Here is a 26,861-nt window from a genome sequence, read left to right on the forward strand (position 1 = left end):
ATATGAGTGATACAGGAATATCGTGGGATTTGCCGGGAAAACAAAAGGCATTAATGATTGCTGCTTTACTGACTGGTGCTTTTATGGGGATCATTAATGAAACATTATTGGCAACGGCACTTCCATCGATTCAGGACGCTTTTTCAATCTCACAGGGAAAGGTACAATGGATGACAACGGCCTTTTTAATGGCGAATGGCATCATGATACCTGTTTCAGCGTTTTTAATTGATCGGTTTACTACGAGAGGTTTATTCTTAACGGCTATTGGCCTATTTGGTTTAGGCACCGCTATTTCAGCAGTTGCTCCTGTATTTTCAGTTCTGCTGTTAGGACGTGTCGTACAAGCAGCAGGTTCCGGAATCATGCTGCCGTTGTTGATGACAGTCCTGCTGGCAGTTATTTCAGTTGAACGGCGTGGTACGGCCATGGGCATGATTGGTATTGTGATTGCATTTGGCCCAGCTATTGGCCCAACACTATCAGGCTGGCTTTTGGACCATTTTACTTGGCGCTCGCTGTTTATAACAGTTCTGCCGATTGTTGCTGTAACCATTACAGTTGCGGCTTTATTTTTGCGAAACGTAACCGATCTGCGGAAGCCAAAAATCGATGTGCTATCAATTATTTTGTCGTCAATCGGATTCGGCTCATTCTTATATGGGTTCAGCACGGCTTCAGATAAGGGATGGGGGAGTCCTATTGTTATCAGTGCTATCATTATTGGCGTTGCGATCATTGTTTTATTTGTCTGGAGGCAGCTTGTTCTGGAAACACCTATGTTAGAATTCCGGGTATTTAAATTCAGAGTTTTTACGCTGGCGATTGTTATTACAATGACTGTTCTCGTGTCTTTAATTGGTGCTGAAACATTGATGCCGTTATTCATGCAGAACGTTTTAAATTTCTCACCGCTTAAATCTGGTTTGATGCTGCTGCCGGGTGCGGCTGTTATCGGTCTAATGTCTCCGATTACCGGCCGTCTGTTTGATAAATATGGTGCGAAATGGCTTGCATTAATTGGACTTGGTATTGTGACCGTGACAACGTTTATGTTTACCCGGTTGTCGCTGGATACGACATTTGCCTACTTATCAACGATTTATGCCATCCGTATGTTTGGTTTATCGTTTGTGCTGATGCCAGTTATGACGTCAGCTTTGAACCAGCTTCCGCCAAGATGGTACTCACATGGATCGGCTTTAGCTAACACGATGCAGCAGATTTCTGCGTCAATTGGTACGGCTGTTCTTATTACACTCGTCGCCATGGGATCGCAAAGGTTTGTACCGGAAGCTAATGTGCCAGAGGAATTACTCGGGAGAATGGCACAAGTTAATGGTTTTGAATGGGCATTCATGGGCAGTACGATTCTTGCGTTGATTGCGTTCATTTTAGCACTGTTCCTTCACCCGCCGAAGAAAGAGAAGGAAATTGTCAGGCAGATTCATGGTCAGAATGCCAACATGCGTTAATTTTTTATGAAACTAACAGTGATTTAATTAACACAAAAAATCGGACTGCCGTTATTTCGGCAGCCCGATTTTTTTAGATTACTTAATTAAAACCATGCAGCGCCTACGATGATTAGCAGGATAAATAAGACGACGATCAGGGCAAAACTGCCGCCGGAACCACGGCCGTAGCTGCCGCCGCCATAGCCGCCACCATAGCTACCGCCATAGCCACCGTAGCCGCCGCCATAACCAAAGCCGCCACCGTAGCCATAGCCACCGCCATAGCCGCCTAGGGGTACACAAGTGCAGTATCCTGGAACGGTAACACTGCATCCGCCGCCGCAGCCGTAGCCACCGCCGTAGCCATAGCCACCGCCTGCATAGTGTCCAGAATTACCGCATCCACACTGTCCAGAGCCGCCATAACCGTAGCCGCCACCGTAGCCGTAGCCACCGCCATAGCCAGCACCGCCGTAACCATATCCAGGAACATTACCAAATGCCATATGAAACTCCTCCTTAAAGGTAGTTAATTTTTATACTGTTGGCATTAATAGCCAACGAATGCAGTACCTACAATAATCAGCAGAATAAACAAAACAACAATTAAGGCGAAACCTCCGCCGTAGCCTGCTCCGCCTCCAAATTCATTCATTGCTAAAACACCTCCATAACCATTTGTTAATAATGTATGCTGTTTAGCCTGCAATGACATGGGTTGTTAGCCCGGTTTATGTGAAATGGGCTTATATATAAGCGATGTGATGCCTTTTAGCCATTTAATGTGATAGCCCTTACTGAATAGCAGTATCCCTCATATAATGCTGTAAGTCTCAAATGGATTTGGAGGTGACATAATGTCTGTTAATCATTATTATGATCTTTGCTGCCGGCATAAAGGCAGACCAGTCAGGATTTCGACACATGACGGTTATGTTCATTGTGGATTTATTCATGATGTTGATCGTCATCGTGTATATTTACAGCCTCTTCGCTCACAGAGGGGGTTAGGCGGCTTTGGGTATGGCGGTTATTATGGTCCTGGTTATGGCCCAAATTATGGTCCAAACTATGGTCCGAATTATGGACCAAATTACGGTCCAGGCTATGGATATGGTTCCAACTCTGGATTCGGTTTTGGTATTGCCTTAGGGGCGATTGGCACGTTAGCTTTATTGCCCTTCTTTTAGCTGTGACATGCAAAACAGACGATGCTAAGTTGCATCGTCTGTTTTATGAATAATGTCTTCTGGTTTAATTGTGAGCAAATCCTGCGATGATAAGTCATTGGCGATCATATATTGGTGGACAAGATAATAGCCGGCGCCATAACCGGCCATATTCGGCAGGGGTCCAAGGCCGTAAAGAATCTGTTCATGTTTTGGACTCGATTTGGGCACATTCCGATTTGGTAAAATCAAGTGTTTACATATGTGTTCCAGTCTCTTTTTTGAGTAGTAGGATGTCCAGTCCGCGTTGTAATAGCTGCCGAGTCTTTCACGCACAGCGTTCTCAGCCAGTCCTTCCAAAACGACTGTATCCAGAAGTAAATAATCGGTTTCTTGTTTGTTGTATTTAGCCAAGCGGCAGACATGATTGTATTCATGAGTAAACAGTGCTCTGATTTCATCTTTTGTATTATGCTCGGAAACAAATAAAAAGACCTTATCAGGAAAACTGAGCCCCGATTTGCCGTTGAGTTCATGTCGCAGTTTGCAATTGCCAGGATCAGCAGGCAGGATAAAGATTGGAACAGTTGGTCCATCCCACGCTTCTCGCAATTGTTTTTCTTCCTGTCCTACAATTCGCCAAATATCACGTTTCTGCAGGGATTTGATGAAATTGTCGTTATCTTTAAGTGGTTTCCTATACATACCGTGCAAACTCAAGTGCTGATGGATATGGTCTGATGAAACAGTTTCCTGGAAGTATGGTGTCAGTTTTCTGCAAAGTTTAACTGGCCTGTGCTGAGCTGTAAGCCACCTGTCTGTTCGGATGACACTCATATGCATACTCCTAACCTTTTTTATCCTATAAGAGTATGGTATGCGGGATCAAGCCGTTATGAAACATACATAATACTCAGTTCTCACGTGTTAGGTGTTTAACCTTTTCATTTTTGCTGCCAGCTGAATAGACTATTACAAATAGTTAATGGGGAGGTGTTCGAATGATCAACTCAGGAAGGCCAGGTCCACCGGTCCCAATGCCGCACGGAGCAATGCATAAGCCTGAACCGCCAGTACCATACCCTTCAAAACCCTCAACAACGCAATTGATACTCAAGCAATTTCAAGATCAGGACGGCAATATGGATATTGATAAAATCACGACGGTTGCTCAGCAAGTCGGTCAATTATATGGTCAGATCAGTCCATTAATAACGAAATTTACTAAGCGCTGATTAATGCTGGGAGAGAGGTGTTAACAGATGACTATACGCAAAGCCAATCAGCGTGAACTTGAGGAAATTATGGCGTACGCCCTGCATGTATTACAAGAGGCCAGCATGGGTCATATCCCGCCGACAGACGAAAAGGCTTTTCAAATGGTCGAACCATTTTTAAAACAGGGCGGCTATTACCTGGTGTATGCAGAGCAGGACGTGCTCATGGGATGGATTGCTGTGGGAAGCACAATTGATCATTATCAGGATAAACCAGCAGGTATGATACCGGAATTGTATGTCCTGTCGCATTACCGGGGGCAGGGTATTGCTGAAGATTTATGCCGTGCAGCACTTGCACATTTGCAGGAAGCGGATTTTGACACTGTGATGCTCAATGTCTTCGCTGGAAATTCTATAAAATCTTTATATGAAGAACTCGGATTTCAGGAAGTATCGTCACTGCTTTCGCTTAGATTGAAATAAACGCACTGGTTATAGAGACCGCTGTGATGCAGTTGGCGGTCTCGCGGCAACTGCTCCTTGCCCAAATGGCGTTTTTATATCCTTAGATTTCGTATGCTGGGACATCAGCACATTTCTCCGATGGCACCTATATACGCCTTTCCTCCTGTACAGAAGTTTCATAGAATAATTCTATAATGCTCTAAGGAGGTGGACTCGAATGGATGACATGCTTAAACAAGTTGAAAAGAAAACCGGTGTTAAAAGCGATGATATTAAGCAGCTTGCCCAGTCGGTAAACAGCACCGACTTATCAGAAGAACAAAATGTCAGGCGTCTTATTAAACAAGTGGCACAAGTAGCTAATAAACAAGTATCAAAAAGTACTGAAGACAAGATTGTTAAAACATTGACCGATAAAAAAGGAAAAGTGGATAGCTCAACGATTTCCAAAATGCTGTAAAAATTGTACCCTCTGCGCCTTGTGGTGGCAGGGGGATTTTTTGTGTGACATCGTAGTGTTTAAGTATTCATGTATAAAACAGAAGCAACAAGTCTATCATTGAAAATTAGACAGGCGTTTGCACTGTTTATAATGAATTGGTAGAACAAAAGGCCGTTTTTTTGGAGTGACGCATGTATGACGACTAAACGTCTTAGTTTTGGAATACTTATTTTATGTGTCGTTGTTTTGGGACTTGAATCAACAACTGTTAGGTCAACAGCCGAATTAGCAGAAGAGGGAGGGAAATCAACCGCCATGGTTCAAAACCTTGAGCACTATATTAACCATGAAGCCAAGCTTAAGGGTACCATTACAGGGATAAGTATTCGTGATGCTGTCTCAGGTGAAAAACTATATGATCATATGGGGGATATTCGTCTGCGCCCGGCTTCCAATTTGAAATTGTTAACGGCCGCTGCGGCGCTGTCTGCGTTAGGGAAAGATTATAAAGTGTCGACACAGCTCTTAACAGATGGTTCTATCTCAGGTGAAAGACTGAATGGTAATCTCTATCTGAAGGGTAAGGGAGACCCAACGCTCCTGGCTGAAGATTTTGCCGCATTGGCTCAAAAGGTGAAAGAAAATGGCATAAACGTCATTGATGGTGACGTTGCAGCAGATGATACATGGTACGACAGCAAACGACTGTCACATGATCTCATTTGGAGTGATGAACAGTGGTACTACGGTGCCCAAATATCCGCTTTGACTGCTTCGCCTGACGCGGACTATAACGCTGGCAGTGTCACGGTTGACGTGCATCCTGGTCAATCCGGTGAGAAGCCAGATGTCACAGTAAAACCCGAGACGTCTCATGTTCAGGTAACAAATGATGCGAAAACAATAACAGCAGCTGGTAATGAAACACTGACGGTTGAGCGCGAACACGGTGGGAACACCATTCACGTCAAGGGCATGATACCAGCCGGGTCAGAAGGTGTTAAAGAATGGATCGCTGTCTGGGACCCAACAGGCTATGCTCTTGATTTATTCCGTCAGTCATTGAAAAATGAAGGGATAACGTGGACAGGGCGTATAACAACTGGCCAGGCCCCGGAAGAAGCTGCTGTTTTGTATACGGACAAGTCCATGCCGCTAAGTGAGTTGCTTAATCCATTTATGAAATTAAGCAACAATACGCATGCTGAAATGCTTGTTAAAGAACTGGGGAAAACAGTTCATGATGAAGGCAGCTGGGAAGAAGGACTGGATGTGCTGACAACGGAAATAGCCGGCTTAGGTGTGGACACTTCTTCTTTAATGATCCGGGACGGGTCGGGCATTTCCCATATGAATCTGCTGCCGGCTAATGACATCACCGAATTGCTGTACAACGTGCAGGAGAAGGCATGGTTTAAGACGTATTTGAATGCATTGCCCAAAGCCGGTGCGTCTGAACGGCTGATAGGCGGCACACTGCAGAATCGCATGACTGAGCGGACAGTCCGGGCTAAGACCGGAACCATTGACGGGGTGAGCACACTTTCAGGATATATGGAGACCATTCAAGGCGAAAAATTGATTTTCTCAATACTCTTGAATAACTTGCTTGATGAAGAAGATGGACCAGAAATTGAGGATAACATTATTGACATTATAGCTCACCGCAATTAAAAGGAGCCCACATTGTGTGGACCCCTTTTTAATGACGGCTGCAGGCCGGAATCATTATTGATTGCTGTTGTTTTGCTGAGCGGACTGCACTTGCTGACGCGCCTGCTGCAGCTGCTGCTGAGCTTGCTGAACTTGCTGCTGATCCTGCTGCTGTTGCTGTGCGCCAGATTGCTGTTGGGCATTTTGCAGCTGCTGTTCAGCCTGCTGAACTTGCTGTTGTGCTTGCTGCAGCTGTTGCGGATCTGCACTTGATTGTGCCTGCTGGACAGCCTGCTGAGCCTGTTCAGCCTGTTGAACAGCCTGCTGTAGTTGTTGATTTTGTTGTGCCATGTGTATCAACCTCCAATAAAATTTTCGAGCTGTATAACGCTCTGTTGTTACTATGCCGCAAGCATTACTAAAATATGTATGGGTAATTCAAATTTTTTCTATAAATTGTACTTTGTCGTCAAATGGAGGGGATTGGACGTACTGAAAAGCAGATCAGCCAGAGGGATTACGTCGTGCCGAGAACGTTAATGTCACATCAGGCATGTACGCACGCCAAAATGGGTGACTGGGCGGATTGAGTCGCTTAGTTTTGAACTCTAGGTTATGTCTTCAATTGAAAGGTATGCTTTATCGTAGCCTAAATCGACAATTTTCCATAGATAGAAGGATGCTATGGTCAAATGCGGTGTCCAGACCTTTTGTTTATCAAGCAAAATTTGTTTGCGCGTTGATTCATCAGTATCATACAGCCATTTAGCTCCGCGCTGAAGACCAACATCGTCAGTGGCCAGCACATTCATGCGTCCCAGCGAGAAGATTAAAAACATTTCAGCTGTCCATTTGCCAATGCCTTTAATCGCTGTCAGCTGTTTAATGACGGCTTGATTCGTTAAAGCATGCAGATGTGTAAAGTCAATTGTGCCGTCTTGAATCTTTGCAGCAAGGTCACGCAGGTAACGCGTCTTCTGACCGGATAAACCAGTTGCACGCAATTGGTCATCAGAAACCTGACAGATCATCTCAGGTGTCATATGACCCTCAACACGTTTTTCCAAACGGCTGAAAATGGTTTCGGCAGCCTTGACCGATATCTGCTGCCCGGTAATTGAGCGGGCCAATGACCGGAAATAGTCTGGGCGCATCGGGACAACAACTTTTCCGATGACCGTGATAAGTTTCTGCATTTGAGCATCAGATGCGGCTAATGTCTGAACAGCTTCGTCTGATGGCTGGATAACAAACGATGGCATAAGTCACCTCACATTTACTATATTCATTTTAACGGCTGCAGCAGTGCTTGACAAAAGAGATCTTTTAAGATTGAATTGCTAGCCTAAATCGGCTGATTTTGTTATCATACTAGTGCAATGAAAAATAGGCTTTAACCGAAGCACTTGCCATTAAGAAAGGTGGATGTATATGAGTAAGCCAAAGATCGTCGTTCTCGGTGCTGGTTACGCCGGTATGATGACAACAAAACGGCTCACACAGAAGCTGAGTCCAGAAGAAGCAGAAATTGTACTTGTTAATAAGCATAATTATCATTTTCAGACAACATGGCTTCATGAAGTTGCTGCCGGAACGATAAATCAGAACCAGGCTCGTATTATGATTAGTGATGTAATCAATCCGTCACGAGTCAATCTGATTTATGATGACGTTGTTGAAGTGAAAAAAGATGAGAATCGTGTTGTTTTGGCAAACAGTGAGGTTACATATGACTACCTCGTCATTTCGCTTGGATTTGAAACCAACACATTTGGTATTAAAGGTATGGAGAAAAATGCTTTTTCCATAACAGATATGGATTCCAGCCGTATGATCCGCGAACAGATTGAATACCAATTTGCTAAATACAGCACAGATCCTAATCCGAAAGATGAAGATCTGACTGTTCTTGTCGGCGGCGGCGGATTTACAGGTATTGAGCTTGTTGGTGAGCTGGCTGAAAAAATTCCTGAACTATGCAAGAAATATGATATTGATCAGAATAAAGCGCGAATTGTCAACGTAGAGGCTGCGCCGCGTGTATTGCCTGGTTTTGATGATAAACTAGTTGCTTATGCTAAGAAATCTCTGGGAGACCGCGGTGTTGAATTCCGGGAAGGTGCCAAAATTTCTGAGTGCAAGAAGAATAGTTTTGTTATCGGCGAAGGTGACGATATGGAAGAAATTAAAGCTGGCACCATTGTCTGGACAGGCGGCGTAACCGGAAGCTCGGTTCTCTCGAAATCCGGATTTGAATTAACCAAAGGTAAAGTAACGGTTAATGGCGATATGCGTGCACCAGGACAAGAGAATATTTTCATCCTCGGTGACTGTGCATGGGTAATGGATGAAGAAGCAGGAAAACCATTCCCGCCAACTGCTCAGGCAGCTATGCAGCACGCAGATACGTGCTCAGATAATCTGAAAGCACTGCTTAGACATCAGCCATTGAAGAAATTTATCTTTGATGATAAAGGAACTGTTGCATCCCTGGGTGAAACAGATGCTATGGGAACGGTATTTAACGACAATAAATTATATAGTAAGCCAGCTGTATCGATGAAAAAGGTCATTGATAACCGTTATCTGTTCCTGCTTGGCGGACCGAAGCTCGTCTTGAAAAAAGGCAAACTGCGCATGTGGTAATTCAGTGAGGAGGGACTATTATGAAAAATGGAATCTTATATGGACTACTACTGGTATTGGCAACGGTTGCGGGCTACACAGCAGCCACACGCGTGCTTGAAGATACGCGAGACTTCCGTTAGTAACTAACCATAACTATCACAACCATCCTGCTGCATAACGGGGTGGTTGTTTTTATATATCCATAATTAGCAGCGATGTCATTCATTTTTCATTCGTGGAATAGACTTACAAAGGGGGAGATGTTATGATTGTTGGCTTGATAAGTCTCTTGGCAGTTTTATTTATTGCGGCATTGGGCGGGACGTTGTATGTTTTTAGACAGGAAGAAAATAAAATGAATAAATTGGAAGATAAGGGTGATACCGCAGAAAATGAACTGGCGCGATCCCGTGAATATGAATCCTCTTCACTTAAGCATAATATTCCATTACAGTTGGCTATTTATGGGGTTACACTAGTGTTGGTCATTGTTATTTTTGTTATTTACGTCGTTTAGCTAATGCATTGAACGATTTTATTAATGTTATGGTGTTATGTTTTTAATTAAGTATCAAATGCTACCGGACAGGAGGTGGTTAGAATGACAACCATTATCTTGTCTTTTTTATTGACAGCTGTTCCATTTACGGTAATTGACAACAATCAAGTTGTGGACGAACTGGTTAAGGAGGATTTTGAACTGCGCTATGCTGATCGCTTATTGATTGATCAGCCAAAACTGGAACTGCAAATGGATATCCTGAATGAAAAATTATATGAAGATCCGATTAACGCGAAGCTGGATGATGACGGTCATATTATTAAGGAAAAGCCTGGTGAGGCATTAGACCGGCGAACATTTCAGCAACTATTCCAGGAATACTTTTACGAAGAAGGCGAGAATAGAATTGAAACACCTGTAAGGGCTGTTTATCCTCGAGTGGACAGTGAATTGCTTGCTGACATTCGCGAAGAGGAGATCGGTCATTATACAACAGATTTTAAGCCGGAGAACAGGAAACGTTCACGCAATATTGAACTGGCTGCTGAAGCGATTAATAATCAGGTTGTGTTTCCTGGTGAGCGTTTTTCCTTTAATAATGTGGTCGGTAAACGTACGAAAGAAAAAGGATACAAACAGGCTCCGGTTATTATTAAAGGGGAGTTGTCTGAGGGTATTGGCGGCGGTATTTGTCAGGTTTCATCGACATTATATAATGCTGTTGACTTAAAGGGGATAGAGATTAAGGAGCGTTATTCTCATAGCCGCAGTGTTCCGTATGTACCGTCAGGCCGTGATGCCACAATTAGCTGGAACGGCCCTGACTTCTCATTTATTAATCGGCGTAAAAAGCCGGTTTTACTGCAGGCTTCCGCAGCGGATGGACATATGAACGTTGTTGTTTTAAGTTCTAAGTCATGATAGCAGGGCTTTGAAGCATTCTCCCCTCAGGATTTTATTTGGCATCCGTCCGCATCACATTGGTTCACTGGTACCATTTGTCGGTGTTTAGCGATGGTGTTATAAACGAAGTCACCCAACCCGATCCATTTAAGTACGGTCAATATGGGAACACTCAACCATAGAAGCGGCAATTTTTTGCTTATGGCAATGATGGCATCATACCCTTTAAACCACTTGCCTCGGTTATAGACATGCAGTTTTTGTTCCATCTCTTTTGGATAATGATCAAGATTTCGAAAAGACGAAAAATGTAGTCGCTGTCTTCGGTCCATTTTCTTCCAAATGACAGACGAATGTGAGCACAGTTTACAGTAGCTGTCATAGTAAATAATCATATGCTAACCCCCGCTCTGATACTAATTATGCTGGCTGTTTGGCTGAAGTCTTCCATTATGTTTATGGTAACATGAAACCGTTGCGGCGTTGAAGCACGTTATAAATTAATAAAACGGCAAAGCAACTATTTAATACATGAAAAAGCCTATCTGTTTCAACACAGATAGGCTTCTCTTGTTTAAGCATCTTGTTTTTGTTTGATCCAATTGATCAAGCCGCCGGCCAGGATAATTTCACGCTGGCGTTCGGATAGGTTATGTTCAGCAGTAACTTCCTCACCCTGATTAGCCAGTGTTACGTTGATCTGGTCGTTATTCTGAATTTGATTTCGCAAATCATTAAGCTGGAGAACATCTCCTTGCTCAAGCTTGTCGTAATCAGCTTCGTTAGTGAATTGAAGTGGCAGAATTCCAAAGTTAACCAGATTTTGCCAGTGTATACGGGCATAATCTTTAACAAGGACGGCACGCAGACCGAGATATCTTGGTGCGAGCGCGGCATGCTCACGGCTTGAGCCTTGACCATAGTTAAATCCGCCAACAATGGCATGCCCGGTTTCTTCGCGGACTTCCATAGCTCTGTCAACATATGTTGAATCAACATTTTCATACGTAAATTTGGCGATTTCCGGCAGGTTACTGCGATATGGCAGGACGCGGGCACCGCCGGCCAGAATTTCGTCGGTCGAAATATTGTCGCCGACTTTAAGCATTATAGGCAGTTCGAGTTTGTCAGGCATACTGTCCATAGCTGGGATGGAGGCAATATTTGGTCCTTTAACCAGTTCAACTTTCTGAGCATCCTCCCGTGGCAGCGGTTTTTCCAGTAAACTGTCATCCACATTATTGGTTTCAGCCGGATCTTTGACTTTCGGATAAGGCATATCCAATGTCCGCGGATCCGTTATTTCACCTGTTAGTGCAGATGCTGCAGCTGTTTCCGGACTGGATAAGTAAACACTGTCTTCTTTTGTGCCGGATCTGCCTGGGAAGTTACGTGGTGTTGTCCGTAAGCTGTTTCGTCCGGATGCAGGTGCCTGCCCCATTCCGATACAGCCATTGCAGCCTGCCTGATGCAATCGGGATCCAGCCTGCAGCAGATTGGCAATATGCATATTGCTTACAAGGTCGGTAAGCATTTGTCTGGATGTCGGATTAATGTCGAGTGACACACCATTAACAATCTTACGGCCTTTAACAGTCTCGGCTGCTACAGCGAAATCGCGGTATCCTGGATTGGCTGACGACCCAATGTAGGACTGATAGATCGGCGTGCCTGCAATCTCTTTGGCTGGAACAACTTTGCCCGGACTGGATGGCTGGGCAACTAAAGGTTCAAGCTCAGACAGATTGATCTCTTCATAGATATCATAGGCAGCATCTTCGTCGGCTGTCACTTCAACCCAGTCATCACCGCGGCCCTGGTGTTCGAGGAAGTTTTTAACTTCGTCATCCGATGGGAAAACAGTTGCTGTAGCGCCCAGTTCTGCTCCCATATTGGCAATGACATGGCGATCCATGGCTGATAAATGATCAAGTCCTGGTCCATAGTACTCAATAATTTTTCCGACGCCGCCTTTAACATCATGGCGTCTGAGCATTTCCAGGATCACATCTTTCGCACTTACCCAGTCAGGCAAGTCACCTGTGAGTTTAACGCCCATAACTTGAGGCATCGTGATATGGAATGGTTCACCTGCGATGGCCATGGCCACATCAATACCGCCTGCACCCATGGCAAGCATGCCCATTGAGCCGTTAGCACATGTGTGACTGTCCGAGCCGAGCAAAGTCTTGCCAGGTACGGCGAGACGCTGCATGTGAACAGGATGGCTAACCCCATTTCCGGGTCTTGAAAAGTGAAGACCAAAGCGCTGGGCAGAACTTTCTAAGAACAGATGGTCATCAGGGTTTTTATTATCTTCCTGGATTAGATTATGATCAACATACTGTGCTGAAGCTTCGGTTTTGGCATAGTCCAGGCCCATCGCTTCAAGTTCAAGCATGACCATGGTTCCTGTGGCGTCCTGGGTCAGTGTCTGATCGATTTGCAGACCAATTTCTGACCCGGCATTCATGTCGCCCGAAACGACGTGATCTTTGATCAGTTTTTGTGCAACATTCAAAGCCAATGTGGTTCCTCCTTTTAAATCATAACTGTACAATGTCATTCCTTGTAAATAAGCAATCAAACAGAAAAGCAATCTTAAGTACTTTCTATTTATTACTTTCTCCCATCGAGTATAGAATTGTTAGTTCTGAAGGTCAAACAATTGCAATCAAGCGTTATAAAACGATTTGTCTTTTGCAGCTCTGGTTAACATGCTATACTTATGTAAATAGGAGTGAAACGAGATGAAGGAATTAAGTATTATTCCATGTGGCCGGAAAAAGATTTGGGACAATCATCCGGAAATGGGGGCTGTGCCCGCAAAAAATGCTTATACCGGTACACTGCACAAACGCACGCGGCAATATGCAGAAATGTTTACTGATCAATGGGTGATTCTGTCAGCTAAACACGGGTTTTTATTTGCGGACGATATCGTTGATGGTCCGTATGATGTGACGTTTAACCAAAACAGTGATGAGATTGTCTCGTATGCGCAATTAATATGCCAGGCAGACGAAAAACAGCTGAAACAATTTGACAGGCTTGTGGTGCTGACAGGTCAAAAATACAAGCCTGTGATAAACGGAACATTTCCTGATGGTATGCCAAGGGTCTTTCCGCTCGCGAACTACGGCGGGATCGGCTATATTCTGCAGGCACTCAAACGGGCGGTGGAAGCACACACACCGGTTCATTAAATGACAGGAGCTGATGGTAATGACGCGAATAATATTTGTTTCACTGGTTGTAATTGTTTATTTAATTTATGCCGCATTTAAATATAAAGATACTTGGAAAAAACTTCGGTTGGGGCAATTGGCAGGGACGGTTCTGACATTCATTGTCATTATCAGCATTGCTGGTGTTACGCTGTTTTATGGCAGTCGCTATATAACAGCAGCTGTTTCCAGCAGCATAGGTGCCTTCATAATCCAATTTTTTGCTGTCATGATCATAATCGCAGCAGCGGGACTTATATTTATGGCTATAGTCAGTAAAATCACAAACGGTATTATACCCCTACAACGACAGCAGGGATATAGTCAGACGCCCCGCAGAGATACCAAGCACAAATCATAATAGAACCCCCCCGAATTCAGAACAGTCTTGTAATTAGTGTGGTGTATGATATAATATATTCAGCAAAAAAAGCATAGGTTAGAAGCCTTCAAGGGGAGCCTTTGGCTGAGAGTGAACGAGTTAGTTCTTACCCTTCGAACCTGTTAGTTAGTACTAGCGCAGGGATGGCGGCTTTTTTGATGGATCAGCAGCAATGTGAGCGGAGTTTTCCCATCAGAAAGCTTCCCCTTGGCATTGCTTTTTTTGTGTTTTTTAACATATTCAGGCGGCACAGGCTGCCGGCAAAAAGGGGAGGAGTTCGATGCGTTCAAACCGCACATTGTTTTTAATTGAGGTGGCTGTCTTTACAGCTCTGGCCTTGTTGCTGGATGTCATTCCGTTTCTATCATTTAAAATCTGGGCACAGGGCGGATCCATTTCATTGGCGATGATTCCTGTATTTATACTTGCATTTCGCTGGGGTCTTAAAGGCGGGCTCTTGTCAGGATTTTTGTGGGGGATTTTGCAGGTTGCGGCTGGGACTGGTTACGTCTTGACCCCGCTTCAGGGTTTCATTGACTATGCCCTTGCCTTTACGGTAATTGGATTTGCTGGAATCTTTGCCAAGCAGGTGCAAAAAGCTATTCAATCGGGGCAAACAACTGTTTATCTTACGTATATAACACTTGGGGTGATTTTGGGCAGTTCACTGCGGTTTTTGGCTCACTTTGCGGCTGGGGTTGCCTTCTTTAATTCAGCTGTGGAAGGTCAATCTGTCTGGGTCTATTCATTGCTCTATAATATATCGTATATCATTCCGTCATTGGTCATCAGTGCAGCAGTCGTTTTTCTTCTATTTCATAAACAGCCCAGAATGTTATTAAAAACAGCCTGATTTGGTTCAATGCCGCTCACATTATGTTACGGAACCGGAATTTAAAAAATAGTCCTTCTGCGACAGAGGGCTATTTTTATTTCGTTCATAACAACGATTCAGTGCATTTCCGCAGTTCGCGTTCAATTCAAAATGGATGTTTTCACCGCTTTCTTTCAACGTGCATAGGCTGGAGCACAGATAGAAAGGAAGTGTTTAAAGTGGAGATAACCCTGGCCCACTGGTTATATGCTCTGTTCACATTAGCGATCATTTTGACGATGATCTTTCGCCGCGGCGTTGTCCTGCCGTCGCTACTTGGAACGTTTGTGATTGCCTGGGTATATCAGGGCAGTCTGGTGGATGGTTTTACGGTCATTTTCAATGCTAATCTAGTGGCTGCGAAAGAGCTGTTTAATATATTTTTGATTATTACATTTATGATGGCTCTCCTGCATTCGTTGAGAGATTTAGGAGCTGACAGGCGAATGATTCAGCCCATCCAGAAATTTATGGTTAATGGGCATGTATCCTTTTTCCTGCTGGTGGGTGTTACTTATGTCATTTCCTTATTCTTTTGGCCAACACCTGCTGTACCGCTCATCTGTGCCTTGCTTGTTCCGGCCGCCATCCGCTCAGGTCTTCCGGCTATGACCTCAGCTGTTGCTGTTGCGCTGGCTGGCCAGGGTATGGCACTGTCTTCCGATTACATTGTTCAAGTGGCGCCTAATGTATCTGCAACAGCGGCCGGGATCGAAACATCGGTTGTCGCTGATAAGGCACTTGTTTTATCACTCATCGCCGGAGCGGTGGCCATTGGATTCGCGTACGTATTTTACAGAAAAACCATTCGATCAAAAGACAGCGATTTGAATGAGCTCGAAGGGGAGCAGATCCAAACAACTGGCGAGCCTCTTAATAAAACAGAATCGCGGCACGTCACCATGTGGAGTAAAATGTTTGCTGTTTTGGTTCCAATCGCTATGCTGGCGGTTGTGATTTACATGATGTTTTCGAAGCTTTCTTCCGGACGAATGTCTGGATTTGAAGGTGGCGATGGTGCGGCTTTTGTTGGTGGTGTGGCCGTCGTCCTGCTGTTACTGTCAACGATTGCATTTGGACGCCAAAAAGCCTTGGATACGATTGCGGACCATATTACAGAAGGCTTTGTTTTTGCATTTAAAGCAATGGGACCGGTCATTCCGATTGCTGGCTTCTTCTTCCTGGGCAGTTCCGATTTTTCCGGTGCTATACTCAGTATCGAGGAAGGGGCGCCAGGGTTCTTGTTTGATCTTGTTGAGGCTGCACAGCAGCATGTTCCGGATAATGCCTTGCTGGGTGCCGTCAGTATATTGGTTATAGGTATTATTACCGGACTTGATGGCTCAGGATTTTCCGGTTTGCCGCTGACAGGGGCACTGGCAGCTTCCTTGGAAACGTCGTCGATTGATTCTGGAACACTCGCTGCGATCGGTCAAATGGGTTCGATTTGGACCGGTGGCGGAACAATCGTTGCGTGGTCGTCCTTGATTGCGATTGCTGGTTTTTGCGGTGTATCGGTTATGGACCTGGTTCGAAAAAACTTTCTTCCGGTTTTGCTTGGCTTAATTACAGCTGCTCTAGCAGCCTTAGTGATTTTCTGATTATGAGCGAAAAAATGGGTGTTCATAAGACTGAAGTCGATGCGGCTGGTGGGACCCCTCGTGCGCTGGTGGGTCTCACCTATGTTTCGTCTTTAGTTTTTCCCTTTGCTTATGTTCGCTTTGTACCATTATTAGTGAGATTGCTTTTTAAGCTAAAAGATGTCTGATGTTGGGATCCTTATTTCAGTTATTGTTTAAGAAGTTGTATTATTCTGACTTATAGTACATAGATTCTGATAAGTCTTTTTATAATGGTCATGACAAGGAGGGCTATCAGATGAATGGGATTATTGTAGCGGTTATTGGGCTGGCTGTGTTTGCACTGGGTTATCGCTATTATTCTAAATTTATTTCTGAAAGAATTTTCCGTCTGGATCCAGACTATGTGACGCCAGCGCATAGGTATCGGGATGATGTCGATTTTGTACCGACCAGCAAATTTGTTTTATGGGGGCACCACTTCACATCCGTGGCAGGCGCCGCGCCGATAATGGGGCCGGCTATAGCTGTCTATTGGGGGTGGCTTCCTGCTCTTTTATGGGTGATTTTGGGCACAATATTTGCTGCTGGGGTTCATGATTTTGGAACACTGGCGCTGTCAGTCCGGAATAAAGGCCAGTCAATTGGTTCACTGGCTAACAAACTGATAGGTCAGCGTTCTAAGATACTCTTTCTATTTATCATTTTAATTCTCGTTTTAATGGTTAATGCTGTCTTTTCCTGGGTGATTGCCAATTTATTTATTTCCTTCCCAACGAGTGTCCTGCCAGTATTTATTCAAATACCGCTGGCAATATGGATTGGTTACGCTGTTTATAAACGCAAGGCCAGGATGCTTGTACCGTCCTTATTAGCTCTAGGGGCTATGTATCTGACAGCAATCATGGCCAGCCGAGTTGACTTTTTGCAGATTGATATTGTTCAATACTTCGGCGGTGAGGGCAGTGAAGGGCTTTTCGGACTCGGTGCGGTAAACAGTGCTTTTATGATTTGGATTGTCATTTTAATGGTTTATGTGTATATTGCTTCGACACTGCCCGTCTGGAAGCTTCTTCAGCCGCGTGATTTTATTAATTCACATCAGCTTGTTGTCGGTTTGGCAATTCTGTATCTGGGACTCTTGTTTACCAACCCGGAAATAACGGCACCGATGACAAATCCGGGCGCAGATACGTCCTGGTTTCCGCTTTTGTTTATTACAATAGCCTGCGGCGCCATATCAGGGTTTCACGGACTGGTGTCAAGCGGGACATCATCAAAACAATTGAACAAAGAAACGGATGCCCGTTTGGTTGGCTACTTCGGGGCGGTTGGTGAAGGGACACTAGCACTTGTCTCTATAATAGCAGTCGTCACACTTTTTAGCAGCGAGAACGCGTTTTTGGAAACGTACAGCAGTTTTGCACAAGCTAATGAGATGGGTCTGAATATGTTTGTGGAAGGCGCGAGTGTGCTGGCATCCGGGCTGCTGATTCCAACGGAAATTGCGACAACAATTGTGGCAATTATTGTTGTCAGTTTTGCCGCCACCTCTTTGGATACATGTGTGCGCCTGATGCGGTATATTATTGCTGAGCTGGGGATCGAATACAACGTGCCCGCTTTATCTAAAACGCATGTATCTGCTTTAATCGCGGTGATTGCCAGTGGGATTCTTGTACTGCTGCCAGAAGGATCAAAAGGGTTTGGTTCTGGAGGTTATCTTTTGTGGCCGTTATTTGGCACGGCAAATCAGCTGCTGGCGGGAATCAGTCTGCTGCTGATCTCCATTTGGCTGAAAAGAAGAGGAACCAACTATCTAATAACGCTTATTCCAATGATATTTGTCATGTTCATGACATTATATGCGATGTTCCAGCAAGTGCTGTTTGAGTGGTCATGGTTTGGCACTGATCCATCAATGCTCTTGTTCATCCTTGGTGCTATTATATTTGTCTTTGCCGTCTGGATCGTATTGTCAGCCTTTACGGCACTAAGCGGCAACACGAATCAGGATGACTTCGACAAAAATGCAAAATAGAACTGACCTATCTGGAGAAATCTTGTTTCAGTCGGAGTCGTTTTAATCATGAATGGAGGCGTGATTTTATGCTGCGGCAGCTGAAAAAAGCGGCGTCACTTTATGAAGAAGTCTTAAGTATGCCGCATCGTCAGGAAATCGCCAGAGAACTGCGGGAACAGGACGATTTGTTTTTGTTGTTGCTGTATTCTGAAATGATCGGCATTCCTAACCCGGTTTTTTATTACACACTGGAACTTTATCCGTATATGCTGGAAGACTTTCATGACTGGCATTTGCGTATGGGGATGGATAAGTCGCCTTTAACTGGTGTCCGCTGCTGCTAAAGAGTGCTGGGTATCAGCAGGTGATCTGACATTATTGCAATCAGGCAGAAAGGACGTAGACAGGATGCATATATTAGAGAAAAAAGTCATTTTTGTCGGCGGCAAAGGCGGTGTCGGGAAATCAACTTCCGCTGCTGCCTTAGCATGGAAAGCGGCCCAGCAGGGAAGTCATACACTGCTTGTCTCGACAGATCCAGCTCATAATTTAGGTGATATTTTTGATCAAACGGTGGGTGGCAGCATAACACGTATAGCCGCAAACCTGGATGGACTGGAAATTGATCCCGTCGCAGAGACTGAGGAATATATTAAAGGTGTCAAAGACAATATTCAAAATGTCGTGCAGGCAAGCCGGATGGATGAAATCAATCGTCAGCTGAATACGGCTAAATCTTCTCCTGGAGCAGAGGAAGCTGCTTTGTTTGACAGACTCATTTCGGTTATACTGGAACAGCGTGAGCATTATGACCAGCTCATTTTTGACACAGCACCGACAGGTCATACGATCAGGCTTTTGTCATTACCAGAATTGATGGGTGTCTGGATTGAGGGCATGCTGAAAAAACGGCAGAAGACAAATGATAATTACACGCAGCTGCTCAATGATGGCGAGCCGGTTGAAGATCCCATTTATGATGTGCTCAAAGTACGCCAGGATCGTTTTTCTAAAGCACGCGATATATTGCTTGATGATGGTACAACTGGTTTTGTTTTTGTTCTTAATCCGGATCGTCTGCCGATTGTGGAAACGGAAAAGGCAATCAAATTACTCGACCAATACCATTTGCATGTGAAAACATTAATCATAAATAAAGTGTTGCCGGAAAATGCAGATGGTCAATTTATGCTGCAGCGGAAAGAGCACGAACAGCAATACCTGGATCTGATCAGCGAAACTTTCAGTCAGCAGGAGAAGATATATATACCACTATTTCCCTATGATATCGTAACACAGGAACAACTGGAAACGTACAGTTATTATTTTTGGGAGGAGCCACAAAAACATGAAAGCATTCGTACATGAATACGGACAATTAAAATTAAAAGAGATGCCTGAGCCGTTTGCCGATCATGGCCAGGTGGTCGTAGCTATCAAAAAAGCAGGAATGAACCGGCGCGACGTCGCAGTACCCGGCAGAAGAGATTCTGATGCTGGGGCGCTGATCATGGGTTCTGACGGTGCGGGAGTGATTGAGTCTGCTGGTGAAGGTGTCAAGGCATTTGCAGCCGGTGATGAGGTCATTATCAATCCTTCCCTTGGCTGGTATGACAATAGTGTGGCACCGCCGGAACAATTTGATATTTTAGGAATGCCTGATCACGGAACATTTGCGGAAAAAATTATTCTTCCAGCAGAACAAGTGGAAAGAAAACCCGCACATCTGTCTTGGGAAGAAGCCGGTGTTCTGGCTTTATCAGGGATGACGGGATACCGCGCTTTAATGACAAAAGGAAAGATTCAGAAAGGTGATACTTTGTTCATGCCCGGAGCCGGCAGCGGTGTGGCAACTTACATTATACAATTTGCCAGTCTTGCTGGCGCACGTGTTATTGTGACGTCCCGAAACGCGGAAAAACGCAGGCAGGCTCTTGATCTGGGCGCTGACAGAGCCTTGGATACGGCCAGCGATTGGCCAGCCGAGCTTGAGGAAGAAACGATTGATCTCGTGATTGACAGTGTTGGCAAGGCGACGTTTAACCGTTCACTTGATGTGCTGAAAAAGGGTGGACGTTTCGTGACATTCGGTGCCACAACGGAGGATACGATTGAATTGAACTTGCGCGCCTTTTTCTACGGCCAATACCAGTTGATTGGGTCAACGATGGGCAGCCAGGAAGAGCTGCGTGCTATGCTCGATCTTATTAATGCGCACCAGATTCATCCAGTAGTTGACCGGGTGTATACGCTGGATGAGGCCCAGGAAGCTATTGATTATTTAGAAGCTAGTGAGCAATTTGGGAAAATCGCTTTACAGATAAGCGAATAAGACCGTATGAATGCAGCAGCCTGAGAAGCGTTCTATTCTAAATGATGGTTTACGTAATCAATGGCCTGCTGCATTCGTTTGCTGTTATTGTTATAAAGCTGCTTTGAATGCTGGTTGTTTGTTGCCAGGGCAAATACTTCGAGATCAGCCTGGCACTTTTTCATGCTGGCCAAAAGCAGTGGTTTTTCCGTAGGTTCTGCGGGTGTTAATTGATCATCGTACAAATCAATTGTTAACTGGCCGTCACTGTCCACTTGGCCAAGAAATACATTCTCTAAGCTGACATCCTGTTTTGCCAGTTCTGCTTCCAGCCATTCCTTGTTCAGAGACGCATTACTTAAAGGCTCAAGCAATACGCTGCCATCCATAATAATGGTTTGCGGTTCTTTCTCTGGTGTTGCCTGTTGACCAAGAATTTTTGGTGTCACCGGCTGGTTTTCTTTTTTGGGAAGAATATTTACTTTCCCCTTTGGTTCCAGTACAGCAAACTCAACATCAGATGCATTGAAAAATTGATTGCTCCGCAGTTCCCCAAGCAAATCGTCGATGGTCAAACGTTCTTTTTTTAAATTATCTTCCAGAATCTTGCCATCCTGAATTAAAATCGTTTCTTTACCTTGAAAGAAATTACGAAAAGATTTACTTTTGATCGATAAAAATTCGACGGTTATGGGAAGCAAAAACCAAACTGCTAATGCAAGTATGCCATAAACAGGATTGGTGGTGGGATCCGTTATGGTAATGGCAACCACACTCCCAATAACAATCCCTGTGATATACTGAAAAATATTCAGTTGTGACATTTGTTTTTTACCGAGTCCTTTAGTGATCAAAAACAAAAGGACTAAGAAAACAACTGAACGAATTAAAATATCTATCCAGGTGGGCATGGTATCACTCCTTTTCCGATGTTATGCGGCTGATGATTTGTCACATTTATCGTTAGCTTTTGTATTGCGGTTCCTCTTTAGTCAGATAGAGGACTTGGGTTTCCAAATCTGCCTGTACGGTGTTCACCATAGCTTGTGCATCTTTAAAAGCTTTTTTCGCTTCTTCATTTTGTGTTTTATGAATGAGCGTATCCAGGCTTGCCTCAATGCTTTTAACGGATGCGAAACACCCTTTTACTTGTGAACTGACTGTCATAATTTAATTTATCCTTTCGGTCGAAAAATAATAGCTCCAATGACCCCAAAAATAATGGCGGCGGAAATGCCGGCACTCGTTACTTCAAATATCCCTGTTAAAACGCCGATAATGCCGTGTTCCTCTGCTTCCTGCATAGCACCATGCACAAGCTGATTGCCAAAATTGGTGATAGGAACGGTTGCGCCGGCACCTGCAAAATCAATTAATGGTTCATATAATCCAAAGCCATCTAAAATGGCGCCAGCAACGACAAAAATCGTCAGCGTAACCCCTGGATTGAGCTTAAATACATCAAACATAATCTGGCCAATCACACAGATGAGACCGCCGACAATAAAGGCCCAAAGAAAGATCATGGCATATCACGTCCTGATTCAATGGAAACAGCATGAGCAATACAGGGAATGGAGTCTTTTTGCTGCACAGTTAAAGGTGAGTGAAGGGATCCTGTTGCGACAACAAGAATTCGATTCAATTGCTGTTTTTCCATTAATTTCAGAAAATGTCCGTAGGTTGCAGTAGCTGAACTTGCTGTACCGCTTGCACCTGAGAGAACCGGCTGTCCTTCCCGGTAGACGGTCAGACCGCAGTCCTGAAACATATCTTCTGTAATGTTGATGTTCTTTTTCTGCAAAAGGTCGAGGGAAATCTCGCGTCCAATATGACCAAGGTCACCAGTGATGATCAGATCATAGAATGAAGGCTCAACATTGCGCTCTCTCAGATGTGTTTCAATCGTATCGACAGCCGCTGGAGCCATGGCTGCACCCATATTGAAGGGATCGGTTAACCCCATATCAACAACTTTGCCGACTGTTGCCGAAGTGACGCGGGGGCCGTTTCCGTTTTTAGCAACCAATGCACAGCCAGCCCCAGTGACTGTCCACTGAGCTGACGGGGGTTTCTGGCCGCCATATTCTGTTGGATAACGAAATTGTTTTTCCGTTGCTGCATTGTGACTGGCTGTTCCGCTTAAAATGTAGTCGGCGCCGTTTCCGTCAATAATTAATGCCGACAAAGCCAGACTTTCCATGGAGGTAGCACAAGCACTGAAGAGTCCAAAGTATGGTATATTAAGCGTTTCAGCAGCAAAATTACTGGGGGTGATTTGGTTGATTAAATCACCGCTTATAAAGAAATTTACTTGTTCTTGTTGAATCTGACCATTTGTAATGGCGATCTCACTTGCTTCTTCCATCATAATTTGCTGCGCTTTCTCAAACGAAGACTGTTCCAGCCACATATCGCCATGCAGTCGATCAAAAGCCTCTGGAATATTGCCTTTTGCCTCGAACGGACCGCCAACTGTTCCTGTGGAAATGATGACCGGCTGGTTGTTGTAAAGCCATGTACTGCGTCCGATTAACATATTATAAACCTCCCCATTTCAGCAAAATCGTTTTAATTAAGGCAATGACAAACGCAGAAAACACACCATACACAATGACAGGGCCGGCGAGCTTAAATATATTGCCGCCTACACCTAATATGAAGCCTTCGGATCGGTGCTCAATGGCTGCTGAAATCACTGAATTTCCGAAGCCGGTTACGGGAACCGTGGTTCCGGCACCTGCAAATTGCCCGATTCGATCATAAACACCGAACCCGGTTAATAGCATTGTTATAAAAATGAGTGTAGCGACTGTTGGATTGCTGGCCGTTAAATCAGTGAAATCAAAAAAGTAAACATACATGGTGGAAATGATCTGGCCGATAAGACATATGAAACCACCCACAAAAAAAGCTTTAAGACAGTTTTTGAGCAGTGAACTTTTGACTTCCCGCTCTTGAGCAAAGGCCTGATACGTTTGTGCACTTGGCGGTAATTTTTTCTTTTTTTTATCTGCCATACATATCCTCACGCTTTCTTACGTTTTTTCGTTCATCAATTTAATAAGATGGTTTGTTTTTTGCTGCAGTTGTTTTCGGGAAATAGCATTGTCGCTTAGTTTCCCTTCAAGTTTTTCAGTTTCCAAAACGAGTTTTTTATCGGTGGAAACCTCGACTTCCCATTTTGGAAATTCATTTTCCAGCTTTTTTTGCACATCCTGTTGAATTTTTGTTAATCGAAGACGTTTTCGTTGTTTAGTCTCAAACGCTACAATCAGCTGCTTATTTGTGTTAATGGCGTTAATGTCAGTTAACCCCTTAAGTTTGCTAAGACTGTTTTTAGCCTGGTTGGAAACTGATTGATCCAAATCGCTGGTGGAAATGGTATTAAAATGGACATCACGATCGTTTTTTGATGTATCCTGGTTGGATGTACAGCCAATTAATAAACACAATGAGCAAATAAGTCCAATAGTCCCCAATAGTTTTACGGCTTTCATTCCTGACCTCCCAATTGGGGGGGCTGATAGGCCAGCCCCAAGTTGTTTTTAAAATCCTTTATACTGCGGTTCTTCCTGCTCAATTTGCTGAATGCGCGGTTCAACATCCTGCAGAATGTTCTGTGTTTGCTGAGCAGCGTTCTCATACGTCTTCTTAGCTTGTTTATTTTGTGTTTCGAGTGCGAACTGTTCAAAGCTTGCCTGAGCACTTTTAAGGCCGGCGATTGTTTGTTTAACTTGTGTTGCAACAGTCATTTATTGTTCCTCCTTGTGAATTTGAGTCTCCCTCCGAGTGAATTGAAAAAGACGTGATCTGTTGTCGTTTTTCTTCACTTCACCCCTTATATTTCTAGATACCGCACTTAATTATGCTTACTACTTTTTACCTTTTTGTCGTGTTATGGCTGACACCTCAAAAACCTTAACGATGTGGATATTAATTGCTGACTGTTTTTGTTAAACTGTTCTTAAGCGTACGATATATAAAATTTGACAAGATTTGAAAAGACGATTCTGTACTTAAAGAATCTGCTGTCCATGGGAGTGAAGACATGAAAACGTTCAAGCTTATTTCGTTAAAAATTATTGACAATGATATGCTGGAGGAGCCGGTCACGCTTTTGGATGGTCTGATCATTAATCGTGAAGACGAGAAAAACCAGTGGGTTATAGAAGCGTATGTGGACCAGAGTTACCTTGCTTTTTTTCAGAACATGTATGACAGTGAAAATGACGTGTTGATTGAAGTGAAAATTACAAAGGAGAATAATACACCTGCGACTTTTATGACATCGGTTATCGATGTTAATCTAATCGGGGACAAAATGAATGTCCTGTTTATTGGAACAATTGTCGACCAGCGCAAAGAAATTATTGAGGAAGAGCTAAAGTCGCTAATTGAGCAGGGCTATCAGGGCGAGGCACTATTACATAAGTTCAAGGAACAAATTGACTAAAGACAGCTGAAAAAAGGGCAAGAAGGTCAATTTCGCTGTAACGTATGAAATGGGCTGATGTCAAAATATGCTGCCTGGCTATTGAAGACAAACATAAGATGTCCTGTTATGCTGTTAAAGTACAGATATCGGTCAATAATATTAGTGAAGATGCAAGGAGTCCGCTATGTTAAAACGTTCATTTGTCCGCTGGGTTAATCAATTGTCTCCGGTACAATTAATATTTGTGTTTTATTTTATAGCTGTTTTATTTGCGACGGCCCTTCTCGTGTTGCCAGTCGCTCATCAGGACAGTGCTGATCCGGCGTTTATTGATATCGTGTTCACGGCTGTCAGTGCACTTAGCGTAACCGGGTTAAGCACTGTCACGCTGCCCGAGGTGTTTAGTACAACAGGTATTACAATGCTTGCCGTCATTCTCCAATTAGGGGGAGTGGGCGTCATGGCCGTTGGCACTTTTATATGGGTTATTATCGGTAAAAAGATCGGTATTCGGGAACGCCGGCTGATTGTTGCTGACCAGAATCAGACAACATTCTCTGGGATTGTCCAGCTTGTGAAAGAAATTCTTTTGGTTATTGTTGTTATTGAATTTATTGGTTTTTTGATTCTCGGGACGTACTTTCTGCAGTATTTTCCGACTGTGAAAGAGGCTTATTTTCAAGGATTTTTCGGAGCCATTAGTGCAACGACAAATGGTGGCTTCGATATTACTGGTCAATCCCTTATTCCGTTTAAACATGATTACTTTGTCCAATTTATTAATATGCTGCTGATCGTTTTCGGAGCAATCGGCTATCCGGTTCTGATAGAACTGAAGGCATTTTTATTTTCCAGAAGAGACCCCAGTGACAAGTCGTTTAAGTTTACGTTGTTTACGAAAGTGACTTCGCTGACGTTTTTGGCTCTCGTTTTTATTGGTACAGTGATTATTCTTTTGCTCGATTCCAAGGACTTTTTTGCCGATAAATCCTGGCATGAAACGTTTTTTTACGCACTGTTCCAATCCGTTACGACAAGAAGCGGCGGCTTGAGCACCCTGGATGTCAGCCAGTTGACAGAGCCCAATCAATTATTTATGTCGGCTCTTATGTTTATCGGTGGCTCACCAAGCAGTGCTGGCGGAGGGATCCGCACAACAACATTTGCTCTGGCAATGCTGTTTATTTTTACCTACGCAAGAGGGAAGAGCAGGGTTCGTTTGTTTAATCGAGAAGTCTATAACGACGATTTGATGAAGGCTGTAACCGTGATGCTGATGGCGTTTATATTTGTATTGGGTTCAACCATTATTATTTCAATTGTCGAGCCATTTGATTTGACAAAAATTCTGTTTGAAGTCACATCTGCTTTTGGAACGGTGGGATTGTCACTTGGTATCACGGGAAAGCTGACAATGTTCAGCAAAATTGTTCTTATGATTTTGATGTTCATCGGCAGGGTTGGAATACTCACATTCCTTTTGATCTTCAAGGATAATAAAACAACCGGCAATTATCGTTATCCCAAAGAGAAAATTATTATCGGATAAGTTGCTGTTGTCAGGCGTCAAGTTTCACTTTATTTAAC

33 protein-coding genes, 1 pseudogene and 1 riboswitch are annotated in these 26,861 nt (G+C 43.9%); of the genes and pseudogenes, 20 read left to right on the forward strand and 14 right to left on the reverse strand.

From position 1 onward, the window contains the following. Window positions 1-2 precede the first annotated feature (2 nt). Window positions 3-1,475, forward strand: coding sequence for an MDR family MFS transporter (locus ACZ444_RS06280; RefSeq protein WP_382357102.1), 1,473 nt, complete (start codon window positions 3-5; stop codon window positions 1,473-1,475). 86 nt (window positions 1,476-1,561) lie between these two features. Here ACZ444_RS06280 and yjcZ read toward each other — a convergent pair. Next, a pseudogene (gene yjcZ, locus ACZ444_RS06285) lies at window positions 1,562-1,735 on the reverse strand (sporulation protein YjcZ); the annotation flags it as partial. 272 nt (window positions 1,736-2,007) lie between these two features. Next, on the reverse strand, window positions 2,008-2,112 hold the full coding sequence (locus ACZ444_RS06290; RefSeq protein WP_382357103.1) for a YjcZ family sporulation protein: 105 nt from the start codon (window positions 2,110-2,112) through the stop codon (window positions 2,008-2,010). A gap of 202 nt (window positions 2,113-2,314) precedes the next feature. On the opposite strand from ACZ444_RS06290, the gene ACZ444_RS06295 reads away from it, so the two are divergent. After that, window positions 2,315-2,647: a hypothetical protein gene (locus tag ACZ444_RS06295; RefSeq protein WP_382357104.1), complete on the forward strand. Its 333-nt coding sequence runs from the start codon at window positions 2,315-2,317 to the stop codon at window positions 2,645-2,647. Window positions 2,648-2,671: 24 nt separating this feature from the next. Here the strand turns inward: ACZ444_RS06295 and ACZ444_RS06300 are convergent, their stop codons facing one another. Beyond that, window positions 2,672-3,463, reverse strand: a complete 792-nt coding sequence (locus tag ACZ444_RS06300; protein WP_382357105.1) for a DUF2268 domain-containing putative Zn-dependent protease — start codon at window positions 3,461-3,463, stop codon at window positions 2,672-2,674. Window positions 3,464-3,627: 164 nt separating this feature from the next. Here ACZ444_RS06300 and ACZ444_RS06305 point away from each other — a divergent pair, with 164 nt between their 5' ends. From ACZ444_RS06305 to dacB, 4 genes are all read left to right on the forward strand, one after another. Beyond that, entirely contained in the window at window positions 3,628-3,861 is a 234-nt protein-coding gene (locus ACZ444_RS06305) for a YppG family protein (protein ID WP_382357106.1), read from the forward strand. Window positions 3,862-3,888: 27 nt separating this feature from the next. Beyond that, entirely contained in the window at window positions 3,889-4,329 is a 441-nt protein-coding gene (locus ACZ444_RS06310) for a GNAT family N-acetyltransferase (protein WP_382357107.1), read from the forward strand. Window positions 4,330-4,528: 199 nt separating this feature from the next. Then, on the forward strand, window positions 4,529-4,771 hold the full coding sequence (locus ACZ444_RS06315; protein WP_382357108.1) for a stage VI sporulation protein F: 243 nt from the start codon (window positions 4,529-4,531) through the stop codon (window positions 4,769-4,771). 177 nt (window positions 4,772-4,948) lie between these two features. Next, window positions 4,949-6,427, forward strand: coding sequence for a D-alanyl-D-alanine carboxypeptidase/D-alanyl-D-alanine endopeptidase (gene dacB / locus ACZ444_RS06320; RefSeq protein ID WP_382357109.1), 1,479 nt, complete (start codon window positions 4,949-4,951; stop codon window positions 6,425-6,427). Between the two features lie 54 nt (window positions 6,428-6,481). Here dacB and ACZ444_RS06325 read toward each other — a convergent pair whose 3' ends face one another. Then, window positions 6,482-6,757 carry a hypothetical protein gene (locus ACZ444_RS06325; RefSeq protein ID WP_382357110.1) on the reverse strand — a complete coding sequence of 92 codons (276 nt, stop codon included), beginning with the start codon at window positions 6,755-6,757 and terminating at the stop codon, window positions 6,482-6,484. A 257-nt stretch (window positions 6,758-7,014) separates the two neighbouring features. Continuing rightward, window positions 7,015-7,668 carry a DNA-3-methyladenine glycosylase family protein gene (locus tag ACZ444_RS06330; RefSeq protein ID WP_382357111.1) on the reverse strand — a complete coding sequence of 218 codons (654 nt, stop codon included), beginning with the start codon at window positions 7,666-7,668 and terminating at the stop codon, window positions 7,015-7,017. 169 nt (window positions 7,669-7,837) lie between these two features. Here ACZ444_RS06330 and ACZ444_RS06335 point away from each other — a divergent pair, with 169 nt between their 5' ends. The 3 genes from ACZ444_RS06335 to ACZ444_RS06345 all read left to right on the forward strand — a co-directional run bounded on the left by ACZ444_RS06335 (window position 7,838) and on the right by ACZ444_RS06345 (window position 10,457). Then, complete coding sequence (locus ACZ444_RS06335; protein ID WP_382357112.1) at window positions 7,838-9,052, forward strand: NAD(P)/FAD-dependent oxidoreductase; 1,215 nt, start codon at window positions 7,838-7,840, stop codon at window positions 9,050-9,052. Window positions 9,053-9,299: 247 nt separating this feature from the next. Beyond that, window positions 9,300-9,551 (forward strand): hypothetical protein, encoded by a 252-nt coding sequence (locus ACZ444_RS06340; protein WP_382357113.1) that lies wholly within the window; start codon window positions 9,300-9,302, stop codon window positions 9,549-9,551. A gap of 84 nt (window positions 9,552-9,635) precedes the next feature. Beyond that, window positions 9,636-10,457 (forward strand): VanW family protein, encoded by an 822-nt coding sequence (locus tag ACZ444_RS06345; RefSeq protein ID WP_382357114.1) that lies wholly within the window; start codon window positions 9,636-9,638, stop codon window positions 10,455-10,457. A gap of 26 nt (window positions 10,458-10,483) precedes the next feature. On the opposite strand, the gene ACZ444_RS06350 is transcribed toward ACZ444_RS06345, so the two are convergent. Both ACZ444_RS06350 and ACZ444_RS06355 read right to left on the reverse strand, forming a co-directional pair. Then, complete coding sequence (locus ACZ444_RS06350; protein WP_382357115.1) at window positions 10,484-10,834, reverse strand: thiol-disulfide oxidoreductase DCC family protein; 351 nt, start codon at window positions 10,832-10,834, stop codon at window positions 10,484-10,486. A 179-nt stretch (window positions 10,835-11,013) separates the two neighbouring features. Continuing rightward, on the reverse strand, window positions 11,014-12,966 hold the full coding sequence (locus ACZ444_RS06355) for an aconitate hydratase (RefSeq protein WP_382357116.1): 1,953 nt from the start codon (window positions 12,964-12,966) through the stop codon (window positions 11,014-11,016). 223 nt (window positions 12,967-13,189) lie between these two features. Between ACZ444_RS06355 and ACZ444_RS06360 the strand changes: the two genes are divergently transcribed. The 9 genes from ACZ444_RS06360 to ACZ444_RS06400 all read left to right on the forward strand — a co-directional run bounded on the left by ACZ444_RS06360 (window position 13,190) and on the right by ACZ444_RS06400 (window position 20,857). Further along, window positions 13,190-13,645 carry a DUF6884 domain-containing protein gene (locus ACZ444_RS06360; RefSeq protein WP_382357117.1) on the forward strand — a complete coding sequence of 152 codons (456 nt, stop codon included), beginning with the start codon at window positions 13,190-13,192 and terminating at the stop codon, window positions 13,643-13,645. A gap of 19 nt (window positions 13,646-13,664) precedes the next feature. Continuing rightward, window positions 13,665-14,027 (forward strand): hypothetical protein, encoded by a 363-nt coding sequence (locus ACZ444_RS06365; protein WP_382357118.1) that lies wholly within the window; start codon window positions 13,665-13,667, stop codon window positions 14,025-14,027. 81 nt (window positions 14,028-14,108) lie between these two features. Beyond that, window positions 14,109-14,209, forward strand: a riboswitch (TPP riboswitch). Window positions 14,210-14,328: 119 nt separating this feature from the next. Further along, the gene (thiT, locus tag ACZ444_RS06370) at window positions 14,329-14,901 is read left to right on the forward strand and encodes an energy-coupled thiamine transporter ThiT (RefSeq protein WP_382357119.1); all 573 of its coding nucleotides are present in this window, start codon (window positions 14,329-14,331) and stop codon (window positions 14,899-14,901) included. Between the two features lie 200 nt (window positions 14,902-15,101). Continuing rightward, a complete protein-coding gene (locus tag ACZ444_RS06375) occupies window positions 15,102-16,523 on the forward strand; it encodes a hypothetical protein (RefSeq protein ID WP_382357120.1) in 1,422 nt (473 codons plus the stop codon). A 2-nt stretch (window positions 16,524-16,525) separates the two neighbouring features. Beyond that, a complete protein-coding gene (locus tag ACZ444_RS06380) occupies window positions 16,526-16,690 on the forward strand; it encodes a hypothetical protein (RefSeq protein ID WP_382357121.1) in 165 nt (54 codons plus the stop codon). Window positions 16,691-16,800: 110 nt separating this feature from the next. Then, the gene (locus tag ACZ444_RS06385; RefSeq protein WP_382357122.1) at window positions 16,801-18,543 is read left to right on the forward strand and encodes a carbon starvation CstA family protein; all 1,743 of its coding nucleotides are present in this window, start codon (window positions 16,801-16,803) and stop codon (window positions 18,541-18,543) included. A gap of 68 nt (window positions 18,544-18,611) precedes the next feature. Beyond that, complete coding sequence (locus ACZ444_RS06390) at window positions 18,612-18,869, forward strand: cory-CC-star protein (RefSeq protein ID WP_382357123.1); 258 nt, start codon at window positions 18,612-18,614, stop codon at window positions 18,867-18,869. 64 nt (window positions 18,870-18,933) lie between these two features. Then, the gene (locus ACZ444_RS06395; RefSeq protein ID WP_382357124.1) at window positions 18,934-19,893 is read left to right on the forward strand and encodes an ArsA family ATPase; all 960 of its coding nucleotides are present in this window, start codon (window positions 18,934-18,936) and stop codon (window positions 19,891-19,893) included. Continuing rightward, the gene (locus ACZ444_RS06400; RefSeq protein ID WP_382357125.1) at window positions 19,874-20,857 is read left to right on the forward strand and encodes a zinc-binding dehydrogenase; all 984 of its coding nucleotides are present in this window, start codon (window positions 19,874-19,876) and stop codon (window positions 20,855-20,857) included. The genes ACZ444_RS06395 and ACZ444_RS06400 overlap by 20 nt, the downstream gene beginning before the upstream one ends. A gap of 32 nt (window positions 20,858-20,889) precedes the next feature. Here the strand turns inward: ACZ444_RS06400 and ACZ444_RS06405 are convergent, their stop codons facing one another. Genes ACZ444_RS06405 through ACZ444_RS06435 form a run of 7 tightly spaced genes read right to left on the reverse strand, consistent with a single transcriptional unit; the run spans window position 20,890 to window position 24,591 of the window. Next, the gene (locus tag ACZ444_RS06405; RefSeq protein ID WP_382357126.1) at window positions 20,890-21,747 is read right to left on the reverse strand and encodes a DUF421 domain-containing protein; all 858 of its coding nucleotides are present in this window, start codon (window positions 21,745-21,747) and stop codon (window positions 20,890-20,892) included. A 52-nt stretch (window positions 21,748-21,799) separates the two neighbouring features. Next, window positions 21,800-22,003 (reverse strand): DUF1657 domain-containing protein, encoded by a 204-nt coding sequence (locus ACZ444_RS06410; protein WP_382357127.1) that lies wholly within the window; start codon window positions 22,001-22,003, stop codon window positions 21,800-21,802. 8 nt (window positions 22,004-22,011) lie between these two features. After that, the gene (gene spoVAE, locus ACZ444_RS06415) at window positions 22,012-22,362 is read right to left on the reverse strand and encodes a stage V sporulation protein AE (RefSeq protein WP_382357128.1); all 351 of its coding nucleotides are present in this window, start codon (window positions 22,360-22,362) and stop codon (window positions 22,012-22,014) included. Then, on the reverse strand, window positions 22,359-23,375 hold the full coding sequence (gene spoVAD / locus ACZ444_RS06420) for a stage V sporulation protein AD (protein WP_382357129.1): 1,017 nt from the start codon (window positions 23,373-23,375) through the stop codon (window positions 22,359-22,361). Before spoVAD ends, spoVAE begins: the two co-directional genes overlap by 4 nt. Before the next feature lies 1 nt (window position 23,376). After that, the gene (spoVAC, locus tag ACZ444_RS06425; protein WP_382357130.1) at window positions 23,377-23,856 is read right to left on the reverse strand and encodes a stage V sporulation protein AC; all 480 of its coding nucleotides are present in this window, start codon (window positions 23,854-23,856) and stop codon (window positions 23,377-23,379) included. A gap of 18 nt (window positions 23,857-23,874) precedes the next feature. Further along, the gene (locus tag ACZ444_RS06430) at window positions 23,875-24,336 is read right to left on the reverse strand and encodes a YhcN/YlaJ family sporulation lipoprotein (RefSeq protein WP_382357131.1); all 462 of its coding nucleotides are present in this window, start codon (window positions 24,334-24,336) and stop codon (window positions 23,875-23,877) included. A 48-nt stretch (window positions 24,337-24,384) separates the two neighbouring features. After that, complete coding sequence (locus ACZ444_RS06435) at window positions 24,385-24,591, reverse strand: DUF1657 domain-containing protein (protein ID WP_382357132.1); 207 nt, start codon at window positions 24,589-24,591, stop codon at window positions 24,385-24,387. A 296-nt stretch (window positions 24,592-24,887) separates the two neighbouring features. Here ACZ444_RS06435 and ACZ444_RS06440 point away from each other — a divergent pair, with 296 nt between their 5' ends. Beyond that, window positions 24,888-25,292 carry a YwpF family protein gene (locus ACZ444_RS06440; protein ID WP_382357133.1) on the forward strand — a complete coding sequence of 135 codons (405 nt, stop codon included), beginning with the start codon at window positions 24,888-24,890 and terminating at the stop codon, window positions 25,290-25,292. 166 nt (window positions 25,293-25,458) lie between these two features. Continuing rightward, window positions 25,459-26,823 (forward strand): TrkH family potassium uptake protein, encoded by a 1,365-nt coding sequence (locus ACZ444_RS06445; protein WP_382357134.1) that lies wholly within the window; start codon window positions 25,459-25,461, stop codon window positions 26,821-26,823. Window positions 26,824-26,861 lie beyond the last annotated feature (38 nt).

It is taken from the genome of Lentibacillus kimchii, from assembly GCF_055381965.1.